16 protein-coding genes are annotated in these 15,698 nt (G+C 43.3%); 2 read left to right on the top strand and 14 right to left on the bottom strand.

Annotated elements, in window-relative coordinates; all coding sequences use genetic code 11:
• Window positions 1-4: 4 nt before the first annotated feature.
• Genes trmB through ICN17_RS01725 form a run of 4 tightly spaced genes read right to left on the bottom strand, consistent with a single transcriptional unit; the run spans window position 5 to window position 3,121 of the window.
• Window positions 5-811 carry a tRNA (guanosine(46)-N7)-methyltransferase TrmB gene (gene trmB, locus ICN17_RS01710; protein ID WP_216235907.1) on the bottom strand — a complete coding sequence of 269 codons (807 nt, stop codon included), beginning with the start codon at window positions 809-811 and terminating at the stop codon, window positions 5-7.
• A gap of 1 nt (window position 812) precedes the next feature.
• A complete protein-coding gene (locus ICN17_RS01715; RefSeq protein ID WP_216235908.1) occupies window positions 813-1,748 on the bottom strand; it encodes a UDP-glucuronic acid decarboxylase family protein in 936 nt (311 codons plus the stop codon).
• A gap of 36 nt (window positions 1,749-1,784) precedes the next feature.
• Window positions 1,785-2,243, bottom strand: a complete 459-nt coding sequence (locus tag ICN17_RS01720) for a DUF2721 domain-containing protein (protein ID WP_216235909.1) — start codon at window positions 2,241-2,243, stop codon at window positions 1,785-1,787.
• 32 nt (window positions 2,244-2,275) lie between these two features.
• On the bottom strand, window positions 2,276-3,121 hold the full coding sequence (locus ICN17_RS01725) for an undecaprenyl-diphosphate phosphatase (RefSeq protein WP_216235910.1): 846 nt from the start codon (window positions 3,119-3,121) through the stop codon (window positions 2,276-2,278).
• 119 nt (window positions 3,122-3,240) lie between these two features.
• Between ICN17_RS01725 and ICN17_RS01730 the strand changes: the two genes are divergently transcribed.
• The gene (locus ICN17_RS01730) at window positions 3,241-4,866 is read left to right on the top strand and encodes a TolC family protein (RefSeq protein WP_216235911.1); all 1,626 of its coding nucleotides are present in this window, start codon (window positions 3,241-3,243) and stop codon (window positions 4,864-4,866) included.
• On the opposite strand, the gene waaC is transcribed toward ICN17_RS01730, so the two are convergent.
• From waaC to ICN17_RS01765, 7 genes are read right to left on the bottom strand one after another with little or no spacing between them, the layout of a single operon-like run.
• A complete protein-coding gene (gene waaC / locus ICN17_RS01735; protein WP_216235912.1) occupies window positions 4,858-5,892 on the bottom strand; it encodes a lipopolysaccharide heptosyltransferase I in 1,035 nt (344 codons plus the stop codon). The genes ICN17_RS01730 and waaC overlap by 9 nt on opposite strands.
• Window positions 5,892-6,458, bottom strand: coding sequence for a dTDP-4-dehydrorhamnose 3,5-epimerase (gene rfbC, locus ICN17_RS01740; protein WP_216235913.1), 567 nt, complete (start codon window positions 6,456-6,458; stop codon window positions 5,892-5,894). The genes waaC and rfbC overlap by 1 nt, the downstream gene beginning before the upstream one ends.
• Entirely contained in the window at window positions 6,455-7,384 is a 930-nt protein-coding gene (gene rfbA / locus ICN17_RS01745; protein ID WP_216235914.1) for a glucose-1-phosphate thymidylyltransferase RfbA, read from the bottom strand. The genes rfbC and rfbA overlap by 4 nt, the downstream gene beginning before the upstream one ends.
• Window positions 7,385-7,395: 11 nt before the next feature.
• The gene (rfbD, locus tag ICN17_RS01750; protein ID WP_216235915.1) at window positions 7,396-8,349 is read right to left on the bottom strand and encodes a dTDP-4-dehydrorhamnose reductase; all 954 of its coding nucleotides are present in this window, start codon (window positions 8,347-8,349) and stop codon (window positions 7,396-7,398) included.
• A 17-nt stretch (window positions 8,350-8,366) separates the two neighbouring features.
• Window positions 8,367-9,425 (bottom strand): dTDP-glucose 4,6-dehydratase, encoded by a 1,059-nt coding sequence (gene rfbB / locus ICN17_RS01755; RefSeq protein ID WP_216235916.1) that lies wholly within the window; start codon window positions 9,423-9,425, stop codon window positions 8,367-8,369.
• 24 nt (window positions 9,426-9,449) lie between these two features.
• Entirely contained in the window at window positions 9,450-10,382 is a 933-nt protein-coding gene (locus ICN17_RS01760; RefSeq protein ID WP_216235917.1) for a hypothetical protein, read from the bottom strand.
• Between the two features lie 50 nt (window positions 10,383-10,432).
• Window positions 10,433-11,509 (bottom strand): glycosyltransferase family 10 domain-containing protein, encoded by a 1,077-nt coding sequence (locus ICN17_RS01765; protein ID WP_216235918.1) that lies wholly within the window; start codon window positions 11,507-11,509, stop codon window positions 10,433-10,435.
• A gap of 78 nt (window positions 11,510-11,587) precedes the next feature.
• Between ICN17_RS01765 and ICN17_RS01770 the strand changes: the two genes are divergently transcribed.
• Window positions 11,588-12,469 (top strand): alpha-1,2-fucosyltransferase, encoded by an 882-nt coding sequence (locus tag ICN17_RS01770; RefSeq protein WP_216235919.1) that lies wholly within the window; start codon window positions 11,588-11,590, stop codon window positions 12,467-12,469.
• Window positions 12,470-12,480: 11 nt separating this feature from the next.
• On the opposite strand, the gene ICN17_RS01775 is transcribed toward ICN17_RS01770, so the two are convergent.
• Genes ICN17_RS01775 through ICN17_RS01785 form a run of 3 tightly spaced genes read right to left on the bottom strand, consistent with a single transcriptional unit; the run spans window position 12,481 to window position 15,677 of the window.
• Entirely contained in the window at window positions 12,481-13,407 is a 927-nt protein-coding gene (locus ICN17_RS01775) for a glycosyltransferase family 2 protein (RefSeq protein WP_216235920.1), read from the bottom strand.
• Window positions 13,407-14,306, bottom strand: a complete 900-nt coding sequence (locus tag ICN17_RS01780) for a DUF6492 family protein (protein WP_216235921.1) — start codon at window positions 14,304-14,306, stop codon at window positions 13,407-13,409. The genes ICN17_RS01775 and ICN17_RS01780 overlap by 1 nt, the downstream gene beginning before the upstream one ends.
• A gap of 21 nt (window positions 14,307-14,327) precedes the next feature.
• Window positions 14,328-15,677, bottom strand: a complete 1,350-nt coding sequence (locus tag ICN17_RS01785) for a hypothetical protein (protein ID WP_370625932.1) — start codon at window positions 15,675-15,677, stop codon at window positions 14,328-14,330.
• Window positions 15,678-15,698: the final 21 nt, after the last annotated feature.

The raw sequence follows: 15,698 nt of genomic DNA on the forward strand, positions 1-15,698 counted from the left end.
AGGCTTACTTTTTCTGGTAAACCAAATCCCAGACACCATGCCCTAGCTTGATACCCCGTGTCTCAAACTTGGTAATGGGTCGATAAGATGGTCTTTCAACATAGCCTAAATGCTCTGAACTCAGTTGCTCAAGAGACGGCTTAAATTCATTCACAGTTTCACCTGACTTGGCAGCTTCTTCACTGGAAAATGTTTCTACCTTAATTCTATTAGCCGAAGTATTTTGTAAAGTAGTTTCGGCATTCAAAACCAAGAGCATCTGCTCTGCATAGTTATGCCAATCAGTTGCCAGATGAAGATAGGCACCTGGCTTTAATTTGGATACTAATAACTTCACAAATGGAGATTGAATCAGGCGACGCTTGTGATGACGCTTCTTGTGCCAAGGATCTGCAAAATAAATGTGAATGCCATCCAAGGAGTTTAGTGCAATCATTTTTTCCAATACCTCAACGGCATCGTGACGTATGAGACGCAAATTACTAAGGTTATTTTCACCAATGAGTTTAAGGAGTGCGCCCACACCTGGTGTATGAACCTCAATCGCCAGAAAGTCATCTTGACTACGAAGAGCTGCAATCTTGGCAGTGGTTTCACCCATGCCAAATCCAATTTCCAAAATCTTGGGATTGGTAGATCCTTGAAATGCTGCGACCAAATCTAAAGCTTGCTCCTGAAAGGGGATCAGGTATTGAGGGCCCAGCTCATCTAGAGCGCGCTGCTGTCCTCCAGTTGTTCGTCCAGCCCTTAGGACAAAGGAGCGAATGCGCTCAAAACGTTTCTCTGATTTTTGTGACTCTGATTGCGTCAACTTAAGCTACGACTTTCTTAAAGTAAGCAATCGTCTCTTTCAGGCCATCCTCTAGATTGACCTTAGGCTGCCAACCTAACTTTGCCTTGGCTAGCTCAATATTGGGTTGGCGCTGCTTCGGATCGTCTGATGGCAGTGGTTGATGAATAATTTTTGATTTGCTTCCCGAGAGTTTGAGCACTGTTTCGGCTAACTGCAACATCGTGAACTCACCGGGATTACCAATATTGACTGGCCCAGTAAATCCCTGCTCCGAGTTCATCATTTTAACCATGGCATCAATCAAGTCATCGACATAGCAAAAACTTCGGGTCTGCTGGCCATCGCCATAGATTGTGATGTCTTTACCCTGCAAAGCCTGCACAATGAAGTTACTCACTACACGCCCATCATTGGGATGCATACGAGGACCATAGGTATTAAAGATGCGAACCACTTTGATATCTAAATTGTGCTGACGGTTGTAATCAAAAAAGAGGGTTTCAGCACAGCGCTTACCTTCGTCATAACAAGAGCGAATGCCAATTGGGTTTACCTTGCCCCAATAACTCTCTGGCTGAGGGTGCACCTCTGGATCTCCATACACCTCACTCGTAGAGGCCTGCAAGATGCGTGCTCTAGTTCTTTTAGCAAGGCCAAGCATATTAATTGCGCCATGCACACTGGTCTTGGTAGTTTGTACGGGATCGTATTGGTAATGCACTGGTGATGCTGGGCAAGCTAAGTTATAGATTTGATTGGTTTCTACATAGAGTGGAAAGGTCACATCATGACGCATGAGTTCTAAACGGGGGTTAGGCAATAAATGAGCCAAGTTCTCTTTGGAACCAGTGAAGTAGTTATCTACTACTAAAATATCATTACCCTCTTTTAAGAGTTTCTCGGTTAAGTGAGAGCCTAAGAAACCAGCGCCACCAGTGATGAGGATTTTGTTCATAGTGAATCTTTTTTAAATGAAGAGTTGGTATTGAAATTAATAATGTTTAGGAGAATTCCACCCTGCTGAGCGGTATGCATAAACCACTTCGGCGAGCACAATCGATAAGGATGTCATAAAGGATATCAGACCCAATACAAAGGTCCAGATGACGTACGTTGTTTGTAGAGAGCGGACTGCGCCAGCCTGAAAGAAAAAGAGCTCCAGCACAGTCAGAGAGATAAAGACCCCACTTAGGACAACGAAAAAAATAGCTGCCGTACATAGGCGGCCACGGGTCTTCGCTTCATCTGCCTCCTTACGCATGTATTGAATAGTTTCTTCATCCTTGACATCACCCCGGTGAATTGCCTGTTTTATGGCTCGCATACGATCAACAGACCGGGCAAGACGTGTTGAAATTGCATTCACTAAGGTAGCTACTGCGGTTAGCAAAAAGACTGGGGCCAGTGCTAACTGAATATTATTAGTAATTGCGTCAATCGATGAATCCATCTTTAGCTCCGTATTCTGAATATTTTTTATTGTTAATATGACCAAGCAATCAAGCCGGTGTATGCAGTAATCAAGACTAAAAGTCCAAAGGCAATGCGGTACCAGGCAAATGGAATGAAGTTATGGTGAGCGACATAATGAATTAACCAGCGCACGCATATAAATGCAGAGATGAAGGCGGCTATAAAACCAATGATAATTGCTAAGCCAAATTCACCAGAGATCGCCACGGGATTTTTCCAAAGCTTTAATAACTCGTAAGCCGTTGCACCGCCGATAACAGGGATAGCCAGGAAGAAAGAGAATTCGGTGGCCACCGTACGTGGCAAGCCAAATAACATTCCACCAATAATGGTTGCACCTGAACGCGAAGTGCCAGGAATTAATGCAGCGCACTGCGCTAACCCAACCTTAAACGCATCTAATGATGAAAGATCATCCACAGAATGAATATGACTCTTTGCTAGGCTCGCTCTTTCTTGACGACGCTCTGCCCAAAAAATAATGAGAGCGCCAACAATGAAAGCACTCGCTACCGGAATCGGGGCAAAAAGAACCGCCTTAATATATTTTCCAAATAAGAATGCCAAGCCCATCGCAGGAATTGAGGCAATCAGAAGATTGAAGACAAAGCGGCGAGAATTTGAGCTACTGGTAAAGGATAGGGCAACCTTCAAAAGCTTTTCCCGAAACTCCCAGCAGACGGCCAAAATCGCGCCAAACTGAATAATGACCTCAAAGGCCTTGCCCCGCTCATCATTAAAATTTAATAAGTCGCCAACTAAAATCAGGTGGCCAGTACTGGAGATCGGCAAAAATTCGGTTAAGCCCTCCACCACCCCCAGAATGACTGCCTTGAGTAACAAATATAGATCCATCCGCAAATTTTATAGGCATCCCTATATATCCCCGAGTATTTGGCAAAATGGCCCCTAAACAGGCATTCCTGATAAATTAGCCTTAAACTGCATGGCATATTGAACAGTATCCGAATTAGATGACCAAAGCCCGCTTTAAACGCTCTCAGATAACCACAATTGGTTTAATCCTGAGCCAGGCGTTCGGCTTCATTTCTTGCGCTACAAGCGTTTTTGCCCAAAGTGCAAACGAGGCCGTAAGGCCTGCGTTACCAACTCCAATGACCGCCTCCTCGCTCATTGGTTTAGAGCAACCACCTCAGTTTGTAATGCCTCCAACAAAGGCGGCACTTCCAAATACCTCAGCACCCTCAAATGTGACAGGGAATAAGGCAGGCGATGCAAAAGGACAGTTAGCTGACTTAATTCAGCTATATCAAGAGGCAGCTTTTAGTGACCCAGTATTAAATGCAGCACGCTTTAACTATCAAGCTAGCAAAGAACTGTATTGGCAGGGTCTTTCTCTGCTACTTCCTCAAGCAAATGCCACTCCAACTGGTACCCGCTACTTCCAACATGGAGCCAGCAACACGGCAGTATCCAGCTTACCGGGTAACTCGCGCGTATTTGATCAAAAGAGCTATACCGTCACCTTAACGCAACCAGTATTTAACGTGAGCGCCCTTGAGGCTTTCAAGCAAGGTGATCTCAATACCAAAATTGCAGACATGCGCTTCTATTTAGCGCAGCAAGATTTAATCATTCGGGTTTCTCAGGCCTATTTTGACGCGCTCACTAGTCAAGACAATGTTGAGCTATATCGCAATAAAAAAGGTTTGATCAAACAGCAACTTGATATTGCCCAAGCAAAGTTTGATGCAGGACTAGCGACTATTGTTGATGTCAACACAGCACAGGCCGCCTTGGATCTTGCAAACTCCCAAGAAATTGCTGCGCAAGCCGATTTGATCGTGAAGCGCGGAGTATTAGAGCAATTAGTAGGGCATCCAGTAGGCCCTCTTAAGCCTTTGGTGAAGGAAGCCAAAATTGATGGCGTACTGAAGGATCCTCGCTCTAAAAATAAAGATGCTAAAGGCGTTCCGCTTGCCGAATCAGTAAATCCGCAATTACCACCGGGTCAAACTTTAGATGATTGGATTAATCAAGCGGAAGCCGCAAACTTTAGCGTGCTAGCTGGGCAGCTCACTGTCAGTTTGGCTGAGAGCACTTATCGAGCAGCGCAGGCGCTAAATTACCCCTCAGTAAACTTTGTTGGTACAAGTGGCTATAACACTTCAAATGGAACGCCGAATAGCTACACACCAACTAATACGAATGTTTACAACAATACTATCGCTTTACAAATGACTATTCCACTGGTATCGGGTGGATTTAGCACTTCAGTCATTCGTCAAAATGCTGCGCTAGTAGATCAAGCAAAAGCAAACTATGACAATGCACGGCGTACTGCAGCTCAAAATACGCGCTCTGCATTTACAGGATTTTATGGCGGGCTAGCAAGCGTTAAAGCATTTGAAGCAGCAGAACGTTCCTCAAGTTCTGCTCTTGAATCTAGCAAACTCGGATTTCAGGTTGGTACCTTAATTAATATTGATGTTTTGATTGCTTTAGATACTCTGATCACTACTAGATCACAGCTACAGCAAGCACGTTACAACACTATTCTCAATGCAATTAAGCTAAAAGCACATGCCGCTGCATTAACTGATGAAGATCTGATTTCGATTAATAGCCTACTACGCTAATAGCTCGAAGGAGGCTTTAATAACCTCCGCCGCACTAGGCGGTGCTTGCATGTCCCCTAAATTGCGAATATGTTCTGACCAATAGCCCTCAGTTTTCCACTGGGGTGAATCGCAATAAATCTCCACCGTAGGCCTTCCTAAGACTGCCGCTAGATGAGTCAAGCCAGTATCGACACCCACAGTAAGTGCGGCACCTGCAATCACTGAGAATGCCTCTTCGATTGAAAATGCAGCGGGAACGATTGCCCCAGGAATTTGACTGGCTAGCTCAAAGCTAATCCATTTTTCAGATGGGCTACCCCATGGGAAAACCGGCTGATATCCCCGCTGAGCAAGTGCTTTTCCTAAAGCAACCCAGTTCTCATTAGCCCAACGCTTTGCCTCTCTGGCGGTTGAATGAAAACAAAGCACATAGGGTTTTTGTAATTCTGGAAGCGTCTTTTCAGACAAGCTCTGAAGAAACTGTTGAGGATAAAACTGAGGGGCAGTAGAGCGCTGAACTAGAGGCCAATCTAATGCAGCGCACATCACCCGACGGGAACGATCAACCGCATGGCAATCAATGGGAACCTGAACACACCGACTATAGAAAAATCTAGCGAGTGGCTCATAGCCAGAGTACTGGGTAGCATTGGCTAAGCCTGCGATAACAGCGCCGGGATTTTTCTTAGCAAGAAAGCACACTAGGGCAGATTTCAGCAAGCCCTGAGTTTCAATCACGATGTCGTAAGAAGATTCTTGAAGCCTCTTCTGAAAAGAAAACAACTCTTTCCAGGAGTTAAGACTCAATATCTTTTTTTTCCAACGGCGTAAACCAAAAGGAATGATGTGATCAATACCTTTAAAACTATCTCTACTTAATAGAGGTTCTAGAAGATGCACATAGCCATCTTCTACCACCCAATCAATTTGGGCATTTGGTAAACGAGTACGCAAATCCCAAACTAGCGGTAAATTGTGCAGAATGTCCCCAAGCGAGGATAGCTTTACCAATAATATTTTAGGGGATGAACTCTGAATAGCCATTAAAACTTTGGCGCTTTTTCCCAAGAGAGGCCGGCCAAATCTTTGGCATTCATATTAGGTGCAATACCGGCTGGCAAGGGCCACTCTATCCCTACAGTTGGATCATTCCAAGCAAGGCAGGCTTCACTTTGCGGATGATAGTAATTGGTTGTTTTATATAAAAACTCAGCGGTGTCTGAGAGAACTAAAAAGCCATGAGCCAATTTTGGCGGAATCCATAATTGCTGATGATTTTCAGCGCTCAGCTCAAGGCCTACCCACTTACCATACGTTGGTGAATCTTTGCGAATATCGACGACCACATCAAAAACACTTCCTGCCACTACTCTCACCAACTTACCCTGAATTTTCTCTAACTGATAGTGCAAACCACGCAAAGTCCATTGACGAGAGAATGAGTGATTGTCTTGTACAAACTCAACATCTAAGTCTGTGGTAACTGCAAAATCAGCCGCATTAAAAGATTCTGTAAACCAGCCGCGTTCATCGCCAAATACTTTTGGCTCAATCACCAATACATCATGAATTGCTGTAGGTGTTATCCGCAGATTGGCAGGCGTACTCATTTATTTACCTTCTTTGTAGAGAAGGATATTGGCTGGGCAGAACTATTGAGCTCATTCAGAATTTTGTTCAAGTACTGACCATAACTATTCTTACTTAATTGAGCGGCAACTTTTTGTACTACTTCAGCACTAATCCAGCCCTGACGATAGGCGATCTCTTCAGGACAAGCTACCATCAAGCCTTGGCGCTTTTGCAGTGTCGCAATAAATCCAGCGGCATCCAATAAAGAATCATGTGTGCCGGTATCTAGCCAAGCAAAACCACGCCCCATAATTTCTACACTAAGTTCATTCTTATCCAAGTAGGCACGGTTGACATCAGTAATTTCGAATTCACCACGAGCGCTTGGCTTAATAGAGGCTGCGATATCACACACTTGATTATCATAAAAATACAGGCCAGTTACTGCGTAATTACTTCTAGGCTGCTTAGGCTTCTCTTCAATCGAAAGGGCTCTGTAATCCTTATCAAACTCTACAACACCATAGCGCTCGGGATCATTCACGTGATAGGCAAAAACAGTAGCACCCAAACTACGATCGTGCGCACTATTCAGTTGATCGACTAACTCATGGCCATAAAAAATATTATCGCCGAGTACTAAAGCGCTCGGATTATTACCAACAAAGTGCTTGCCTAAAGTAAATGCTTGTGCCAAACCATCCGGAGAGGGCTGCACACAGTATTCAATATTGAGACCCCATTGCGACCCATCACCTAGCAATTCAGAAAAACGAGGGGTGTCATGAGGCGTAGAAATGAGCAAAATATCGCGAATGCCAGCGAGCATCAAAGTACTCAGTGGGTAATAGACCATGGGCTTGTCGTAGACCGGCATCAGCTGCTTCGAGACGGCTTGGGTAACCGGATATAAACGCGTGCCTGATCCGCCAGCCAAAATAATACCCTTACGATTTACTGCCATACATTCAACCCCTAAATAAGTCCATCTCTTGCAAGTCCAGCAACATAAGTCTGAACTTCTTTTGTCCAAGCCTTATTCCAATGCTGCAATTTTGACATATCACCATCTTCTTCTAGGGCTAAGCGGAATTTGGAGTTATCCAGACATGAATTAGCTGGTCTAGGGGCTGCTGCTGGGTATTGTGCGGCTAGGATCGACTGAATGTCTTGTGGTTTCAACTTGAGAGCAATATTGGCATCCAGTGCTGCCTGCGCAGCTAGAACGGCGAGTTCATACCAGCTGGTTTTCCCAGATGGAACCGCATGATAAATCCCTGAGGTGAATTTTCTGAGACCAGCTTGTGAATCCAAAACTAAATCCAAGCTCACTTGGGCTAGCCAGTCAGTATTCGTTGGCACGCCATATTGATCACAAATCACTTTCAGCTCTTCGCGCTCTTTGGCTAGACGCAATATGGTCCTAATAAAGTTAGCACCATCACCATATACCCAGCTCGTTCGAAAGATGGCGTATTGACCAGAAGAGCAATTAGTAAAGACTTTTTCGATAGCCTCTTCACCTGCAGCTTTGCTCTTACCGTAAGCACTTAATGGTCTACGCTGGTCGCCTTCAATGTATGGCCCTTCTTTTTGACCATCAAACACATAGTCTGTTGAGTAGTGCAGGAGAGTACTACCGTGTTTTGTGGCATATTGCGCCATCATCTCAGGAGCAGCGGCATTGATTGCATATGCCAGTTCAGATTCAGCCTCCGCTTTATCCACAGCCGTATAGGCAGCAGCATTAATCATGAGATCTGGCTGAGACACCTTCAGAAGATTGCTTAAAGCGATGGCATTACTTAAGTCGCATTGATTGCGGCCAATATATTGAACACGAGTATTAAGAGAAAGTGCTATCTTCGGAATAAGATTCTGAAATGCCTTACCCAGTTGACCATCCTTACCAAATACGAGGATATTCATGTGTGCTTTATTAAAGTCTAGTTGTACTGCTTTTGCAACCAGTCGCGATAGGAGCCGCTGACTACGCCCTCGATCCAAACTGGATTATCTAAATACCATTGCACTGTCTTGCGAATGCCGGTATCAAATGTTTCGGCAGGATGCCAACCAAGCTCACGCTCTACTTTGCTCGCATCAATCGCATAACGACGATCATGTCCAGGGCGATCCTTTACAAAAGTAATTTGCTCGGCATAAGACTTTCCATCGGTGCGAGGCTTAAGCTCATCCAAAATGCGGCAAATTGTTTTGACTACATCCAAATTCGCCTTTTCATTCCAGCCGCCGATGTTATAGGTCTCACCTAATTTTCCGTTGGCCAAGACTTCACGAATCGCAGAGCAATGATCGCCTACATAGAGCCAATCACGAATCTGCTGACCATCGCCATAGATAGGTAAGGGCTTGCCATTCAAGGCATTGAGAATCACCAATGGAATTAATTTCTCAGGAAAGTGATAAGGGCCGTAGTTATTCGAGCAATTGGTTGTCACGACTGGAAAGTCATAAGTATGAAACCAAGCGCGGACCAGATGATCAGAGGCTGCCTTAGAGGCCGAGTATGGACTATTAGGCTCATAGGAATTGATCTCAGTAAATGCGGGATCACTTGCAGATAGAGAACCATAAACTTCATCAGTTGAGACATGATGAAAGCGAAATGTTTCTTTTGCATTGCCCTGAAGAGTATTCCAATATTCACGAGCGCACTCCAATAAATTAAAGGTGCCGACAATATTGGTTTGCACAAACTCAGCTGGGCCATGAATAGAGCGGTCTACATGACTTTCGGCAGCGAAATTGATGATGGCGCGGGGTTGATGCTCTTTTAGTAATTTAGTAACTAACTCTTTATCACCAATATCGCCATGAACAAACATATGACGGGAATCATTTTTTAGAGAGTCTAGGGTGGCTAAATTACCTGCATAGGTTAACTTATCTAAATTAACAATACCTTCAGCACTTGAACTAGATAGCCAATCTAATACAAAATTACCGCCAATAAATCCTGCGCCACCTGTCACTAATATCATGTAATCGATCTACCGAATATGCACTTAAGGAGTCTGCATCATTTGCAGATACTTATTAAATCGCTTCTTACCAAATAAGAAAATTCCGAACTTCTTTGCTAATTTTAAAGCGCCGCTAGCCTTAGGTATAGGAGCATCCTCGATAATATCTCCCGGGGACTTAGTTTTATCGCAATTAATTAAGGCAGGGTTTATAAAAATACGGAAGCCTTTTTGACGTAACTCTCTGTGGTACGGCGTATGATCGGCGACATCTATTCCGCCAGCTAAATCATCAGTGCCAGCATATCTACCCGCTAGGAAAGCCTCGCGTCTATAAATACCTAGGCCACCAAAAGCAGAATCGACTTCTATAGGATCAGCTCTAGAATCAATTGCAGCCTGCTTACACCCTACTGAAATATGTTGTGCGGCTTTTTCATCCAAGATAGCTTCAAGTTGGCGCTTTTGCTCCCAGCAATCAATTGGGTTCCAGTAAGGGTGACTTAATGCCCAAATATCATAATACTCACCAAGCTGATTAGCGGTGACCACGTCCCACGGCTCATCTAAATCCCAGCATTGAGTAATTTTTTCACGAGTAATAAGGCCATTCATCCCATCCATATCTGCCATAGCAATAAAGTCTATGTTGGAGTATTTCAGATCAGCAGCAACAGCATCAATAATCAGATTGCGGCAATAGGCAATACGATCAGTTCGTTTGGAAAGTTTTTTACTTAAATTTCCAACGCTAATAAAAGAGAAATTCTTAAACTCTTTTGAAAATTTCTCAAGTCGCAAAACTGTATCATCATCTGAATCACTTTCAACCACCAAACAAAAAACTTCTTTAAATTGGTCCAGACTACTTAGCAGCTTTCGAAAATCATCCTCAATTTGGCTAGACGCATTACGTACCGGTCCCGCCAATAAAATTTTGGCTTCAGCAATTGGTTTTCTATAGGCTTTTATCATGTTTGCTAGAGTAATAGGAGCATCTTATACGAAAGAGTATTTTATTATCACTAAGCCAATGCAAAATCTTGAATAATTTTATTGATAACCACTTCAGCAAAAGATTCTGAACTGTAGCGCTCAAATTGAATGCTTTGCAAAAAATCTCTGGTAGCTTCTTGATGCCTTGAAAACTGAGTAGAAGTCATCGTTTTGAGATGTTCGTACAACTTAGAATAAGACCGATACTGCCGAAAGTCGATGAAGCATTCAGCCGGAATGGATTTACTAATTTCAGCATCACCCCAATAGACTGGAATACAACCTGCAAATAGGCAATCAAAAATCTTCTCAGTGATATAGCCATGAATGTCTCGGGCATTCTCAAAGCAAATGCAAAACTTGGTCTTACTTAAAACTTCGTACTTTGTTTTTGCAGGGCCTTGATAGCTTTGAAACACTGGCTTTCCTAGCAACCAAGGAATAATCTTCTCCATGCGGTAACGAGCCTTACCTAAATGACCAAACCTTTTTTGTGGCACATTCCAGCCGTTACCATAAAGCTTAAAGTCATTAAGCGCATGTGCTTCAAACCACTTAATTGCTTTGACTCGCTCTGAATACAGCTCACGCTCATCCAAAAGATTCGCATGTCGATTGCTGCCAATCAAACATACAAAATCTTTACGCTGATTAAATTTCGGACTTTGGAAGTCAGGGCGGCTTTCTGCCGGAATTGGATTGGGATGATGGATTTCAATAAAACGATTAGGAGGAATAAAGCCTGCCTTGTCATCCCTCAAGCCATCATTCAATAACTTTTTGTCCCAAGTAAAAATAAAGTCAAACTGATTTAAATAGTAGTAACTAGCGTTTCTAGGGACCGTTAAGGGCGTTTCATACAAAATCAGATAATTCCTCTTGGCTGGAGATGCCACAAAATCAATTGATTCCACATACAGAGAAAAATCGGGGATGATGTGATTGCGCTCACTGACATCCGCAGTGTGCAAAGATATTCCGCTTTGGCGTCCCATGACATTCATAAGACGCATTGGCTCTAAGCAGTTGTCGCGGTTGCGAGGGCTGTGAAGATCAAAAATGTCATCGTCGCCGTTCTCCCACCCATAAATACTGCCATTCAGCATAAATTACCCATAAATTAGAATCTCGGGAAAACAATCAGGGCCTTTGACCCATCTAATTAATGCTTTAATTATAGGGACATGAAAATTACCACCCAAATCCAAGGCGGCCTCGGCAACCAACTGTTCCAGTATGCCACTGGAAAAGCCTTAAGCGAACGCCTCGGAGGGCAATTGCTGGTAGATATTGATTGGTTCAACCATGAGTGGATCGATGTTACCCCTAGAGAGTTTCTACTACCCTTCCTCAAGGTTCAACTTGAAACAACTCAAGTCTCCCCACCCATTCAATCTCCACGGAGATGGCGACGTATAGCCCAGCAAATTCTTCCGCTCAACCCCTATGTGTTGAATGATCGACCCTACCGATTTAATCCCGCCCTCACTCAATTTAAACCATTTGAAAATCAAGATATTTATCTAATGGGCTATTGGCAATCATTTCGCTACTTTGACTCAATTCGCCAAAAACTCATTCATGAGATACGCCCCATTAACCAACTATCTCCGCAATACCAAATCTATTTGGAGAAAATAAAAGGCTGCTTATCTGCAATGATTCACATTCGCAGAGGAGATTATGTAAATTTACCAGTTGCAGCAAAAGCACATGGCTTTTTGGGCCTAGACTACTATCAAAATGGCATGCGACTGCTTTTAGAGAATGATGCTCATACTCACTTTTTTGTCTTTTCGGATGATCTGGATTGGGCAAAAGCGAATCTGCCACATCAAGAAAAAATTACCTATATTGAAACTACTGATGAAAAAACCGCTCCAATTCAAGAATTATTCTTAATGACTCAATGTCAGCGGCACTTAATCGCAAATAGCTCCTTGAGTTGGTGGAGCGCCTGGCTTAGTGTTGATCAAAACCCATATGTCATTGCGCCAAAAGGATGGACTAACGATGTAGATAAGAAGTGGGATGATCTGCTGCCGTCACACTGGCAAAGAATTTAAAAAGCTCTAGCTTAGTAAACAAACTTACCGCAAAGCGATGCAAATATAGAAATAAGCAAGCGCTCAGTTCGAGTAAAGGGGGTCCAAATACCATTACTACGAAACTGAAAACGCGAATAGATTTGGTAATTAGCCCCAACTGAAATCCCAGGTATCTTTTTATTTAGCTCCAATAAAAATTGCCCGCCTGTTTTTAATCTGTCTGACCAAGGCAATCTTCTCGGAGTCAATTCGACACCAATCCCTAAAGAATCAAGATATTTAGCTCTACATCTATCAAAAATAGAATTTACGTTAGAGTTTTGAACTTGGCTAATTTGATTTGCATGCACTCGATAGGTAATTAGATTATTGGGCACATTGCCAAATGTGCATCCCTCCAAAGCCAAATTCACCCACATTGCATAATCTTCTGCTCCGTCGTTACCAGGTAAATAGGGGGTCTTTTTAAAAACTTCTGTACGCCCCATGACCGATGGATTACATAGTGGGCTACATACAGAAATCATGGCACGAATGTCAGCATCCGAATGACGTTGTTTTGAGCGCTTAATCTTGCCTGTCTTTTGGTGAAGCACCCAATGATCTGTTCCACAAAGGTCAAGATTATTAGATTGTAAATATTGTAGTTGCTCCTCTAGTCTCTGTGAGCTCGCTATATCATCCGAATCTAAAAAGGCAACATACTTTCCCTGCGCCATGCTCACTAAGGAATTTCTGGCGCTAACTAAGCCCTGATTTTTCGAGAGAAATACTTTCTTTATACGAATATCTGAGTAAGAATCTATGATCTTGGCAGTCCCGTCGCTAGAGCCATCATCTAAGATAATCAACTCAAAGTTAGCAAAGGTTTGATTTAAGATACTCTCAATAGCAGCGGCAATGTATTTTTCTACATTAAATGCTGGCATCAAAACACTAATAACTGGTTGCGTCATTAGAGATAGCTCTGCAAATAGCGCCCAAAGCGCTTAAGGCGCTTAAGAAGTTGAGAGAGCAGAGACTTCTGGGATTGCCCAAGAGTAAGCTCTAATTCCCAAGCAGACTGATAAATAATGCCTAAATAATTTTGCGCCACATTAGTCTTCGTCTCACCTAAACGTCTCATTAAGAAATACTGCCAGTCATAGTGATAGGTTCGGAATAGAGGCTCAATCGCAATTAATGGAATCGCACGATATTTCAGTAATGCTTCGCCATAAATTAAAGTCTCAGGTAGTTGTGGACCAATGAGCGCCCACAGACTTATGCCTTTGGGGTTTAGATACTCCCGCTCAAGTGACTGCCATACTTTGGCAGACCAAATAAATGGAGCAGGAGCACAGTAAAAATTTGGCCCCTGACGATCAAATAGTGCTTTTACACGCTCTGCCTCCTGCCGAAGATCTCTTTCTACCTTTTCTTGGCCGCGATTGGTTGCCAGTTGAAAGAGCTCTTTATTCTGATGAAGCACGGTATAGGGTGTGCCGTCACCAGACATAAAATCAGATTGATAGAATTTCCGAATAAAAAGAGAGTCAGAGTCTAAACACAGGTAATTCTCCGCAAACCCTAGGCGCCAAAATTCCGATTTGATAATTTGCTGAGATAGGCCACCAGACATTGCTTGGTATTGTGCAAATTCAGCCTTAGGATTGGCAGCAACAATCTCTTCATCCGCAACCCAAATATATCCATCTTGACCTAAGACCTCGTCCAACAGAGCTTTATCACTCTTTGGTGTGGAAATATAAAAATCTAAGTGGTCAGCATTAAATTGAGTAACAGACTCAAGCAGGCGCTTGAGGCGCAAAAAATCCCTTGAATAGGATTTACAGTAGAGAACAAAATCTTTCAAGCGATTTTCCTGTGGTAATTTTTAGCGAGCCTGCACCTGAGTCAATATGGTATTTACTGCCTGATCTACGCCAATTGGCTTCCATGCAGGCACTATCAAAGACTTTGATTGCCAGTCTAACCAAATTCTCTCTAGTGCCATCGAAATACCCTCAGAATCGCCCTCAGCGCTCAAATAAGCACCGCGATCTAATAGCATTTGATCAAGTTGAGGGTTGCGATGGGTAATTCCCCAAATTGGCCTGCCAGTCCAGAGATAGTCATAAAACTTAGAGGGGATATATTCTGCGCACCACTCATCGTTGCCGTGCAGCAGAATCAATACATCGGCATCTTGCATCTTTTCTGCGACACGTTCGCGTCCTGATTTTCCGGTAACAGGATCAATCTCCAGTCTGCCATGCGCCAAGAGGACATCACCAAATCCAAACTCCTCAACAGCTGCTATCGATAACGAATCCAGTGGCGCCCCATATGCATGAACCCGAATACAGTCACGTGCTTGGGGATATTTTTTAAATAAAGGGACTAGGGCCTTGAGAATAGTTGAGAGCGAGCGATCATTTGCCAAGGAACCAAAATGACATAAATTGAATTTATCCGTGTACTCATGCGCTTGATTGGCTCTACGACTACCAGGCGGGTATGCGCCTGGAGTCACTACAAAACCATGTGCATTATTTTGAGTATTAAGATTAGGATTACGTACTTTAGCGTAATGCAGAGCGCCATCAGTAAACCACCAGACCTTATCTGAATAACGAGTCAGTTGATTTTCTAGATAGTGTCGAAAACGTGCATCGCGATTCTTGGGCTTTTCAAAACCTTGATCATTTGGATCCTTGCGAATCACTAACGGATCATGCACCTCTGAAATGAGTTCAATACCCGTGGCTTTTTTTAACCAGATACCTGCTAAATGAGCTGACCAAGCACTGCCAACTGATAGCACTACATCTACTTTGCCTGCTCGAATTAATCTGTAACCATGCAAGAAAGCTGGCAGCGACCAAGACCACTGACTGGAATAGCCTAAACAGAGCTTTTCAATCGCAATAAATGGGGCAAGCAATATTGAAACTGTTCTAGTTGTTAACTTATAAAACCAACCCCGCCCATACTTATTGGCAACCCAATGGCGAAAGTCAAAACGAAAACCAGAGGGTCCCCAAGCGATATATTGATAATGCGGAAAACGCTGATCCTTAAGTCCGGTAATCGCACTTAATACTATTGGCTCAATACCGGCCTCTAAAAAATAGGGGATCTTATCGGTAATAGTCAGACTAGCAGCGCGACCATCCATATTGAAAGCATGGGACAAAATCAACCAACGCTTTTTTTCGGTTACTGCAGGAATATCCGCACTCACTAAAAATCCCAGTTAGATTTT

It is taken from the genome of Polynucleobacter sp. 73C-SIWE, from assembly GCF_018882465.1.
In the GTDB taxonomy this organism is placed as follows: Bacteria; Pseudomonadota; Gammaproteobacteria; order Burkholderiales; family Burkholderiaceae; genus Polynucleobacter.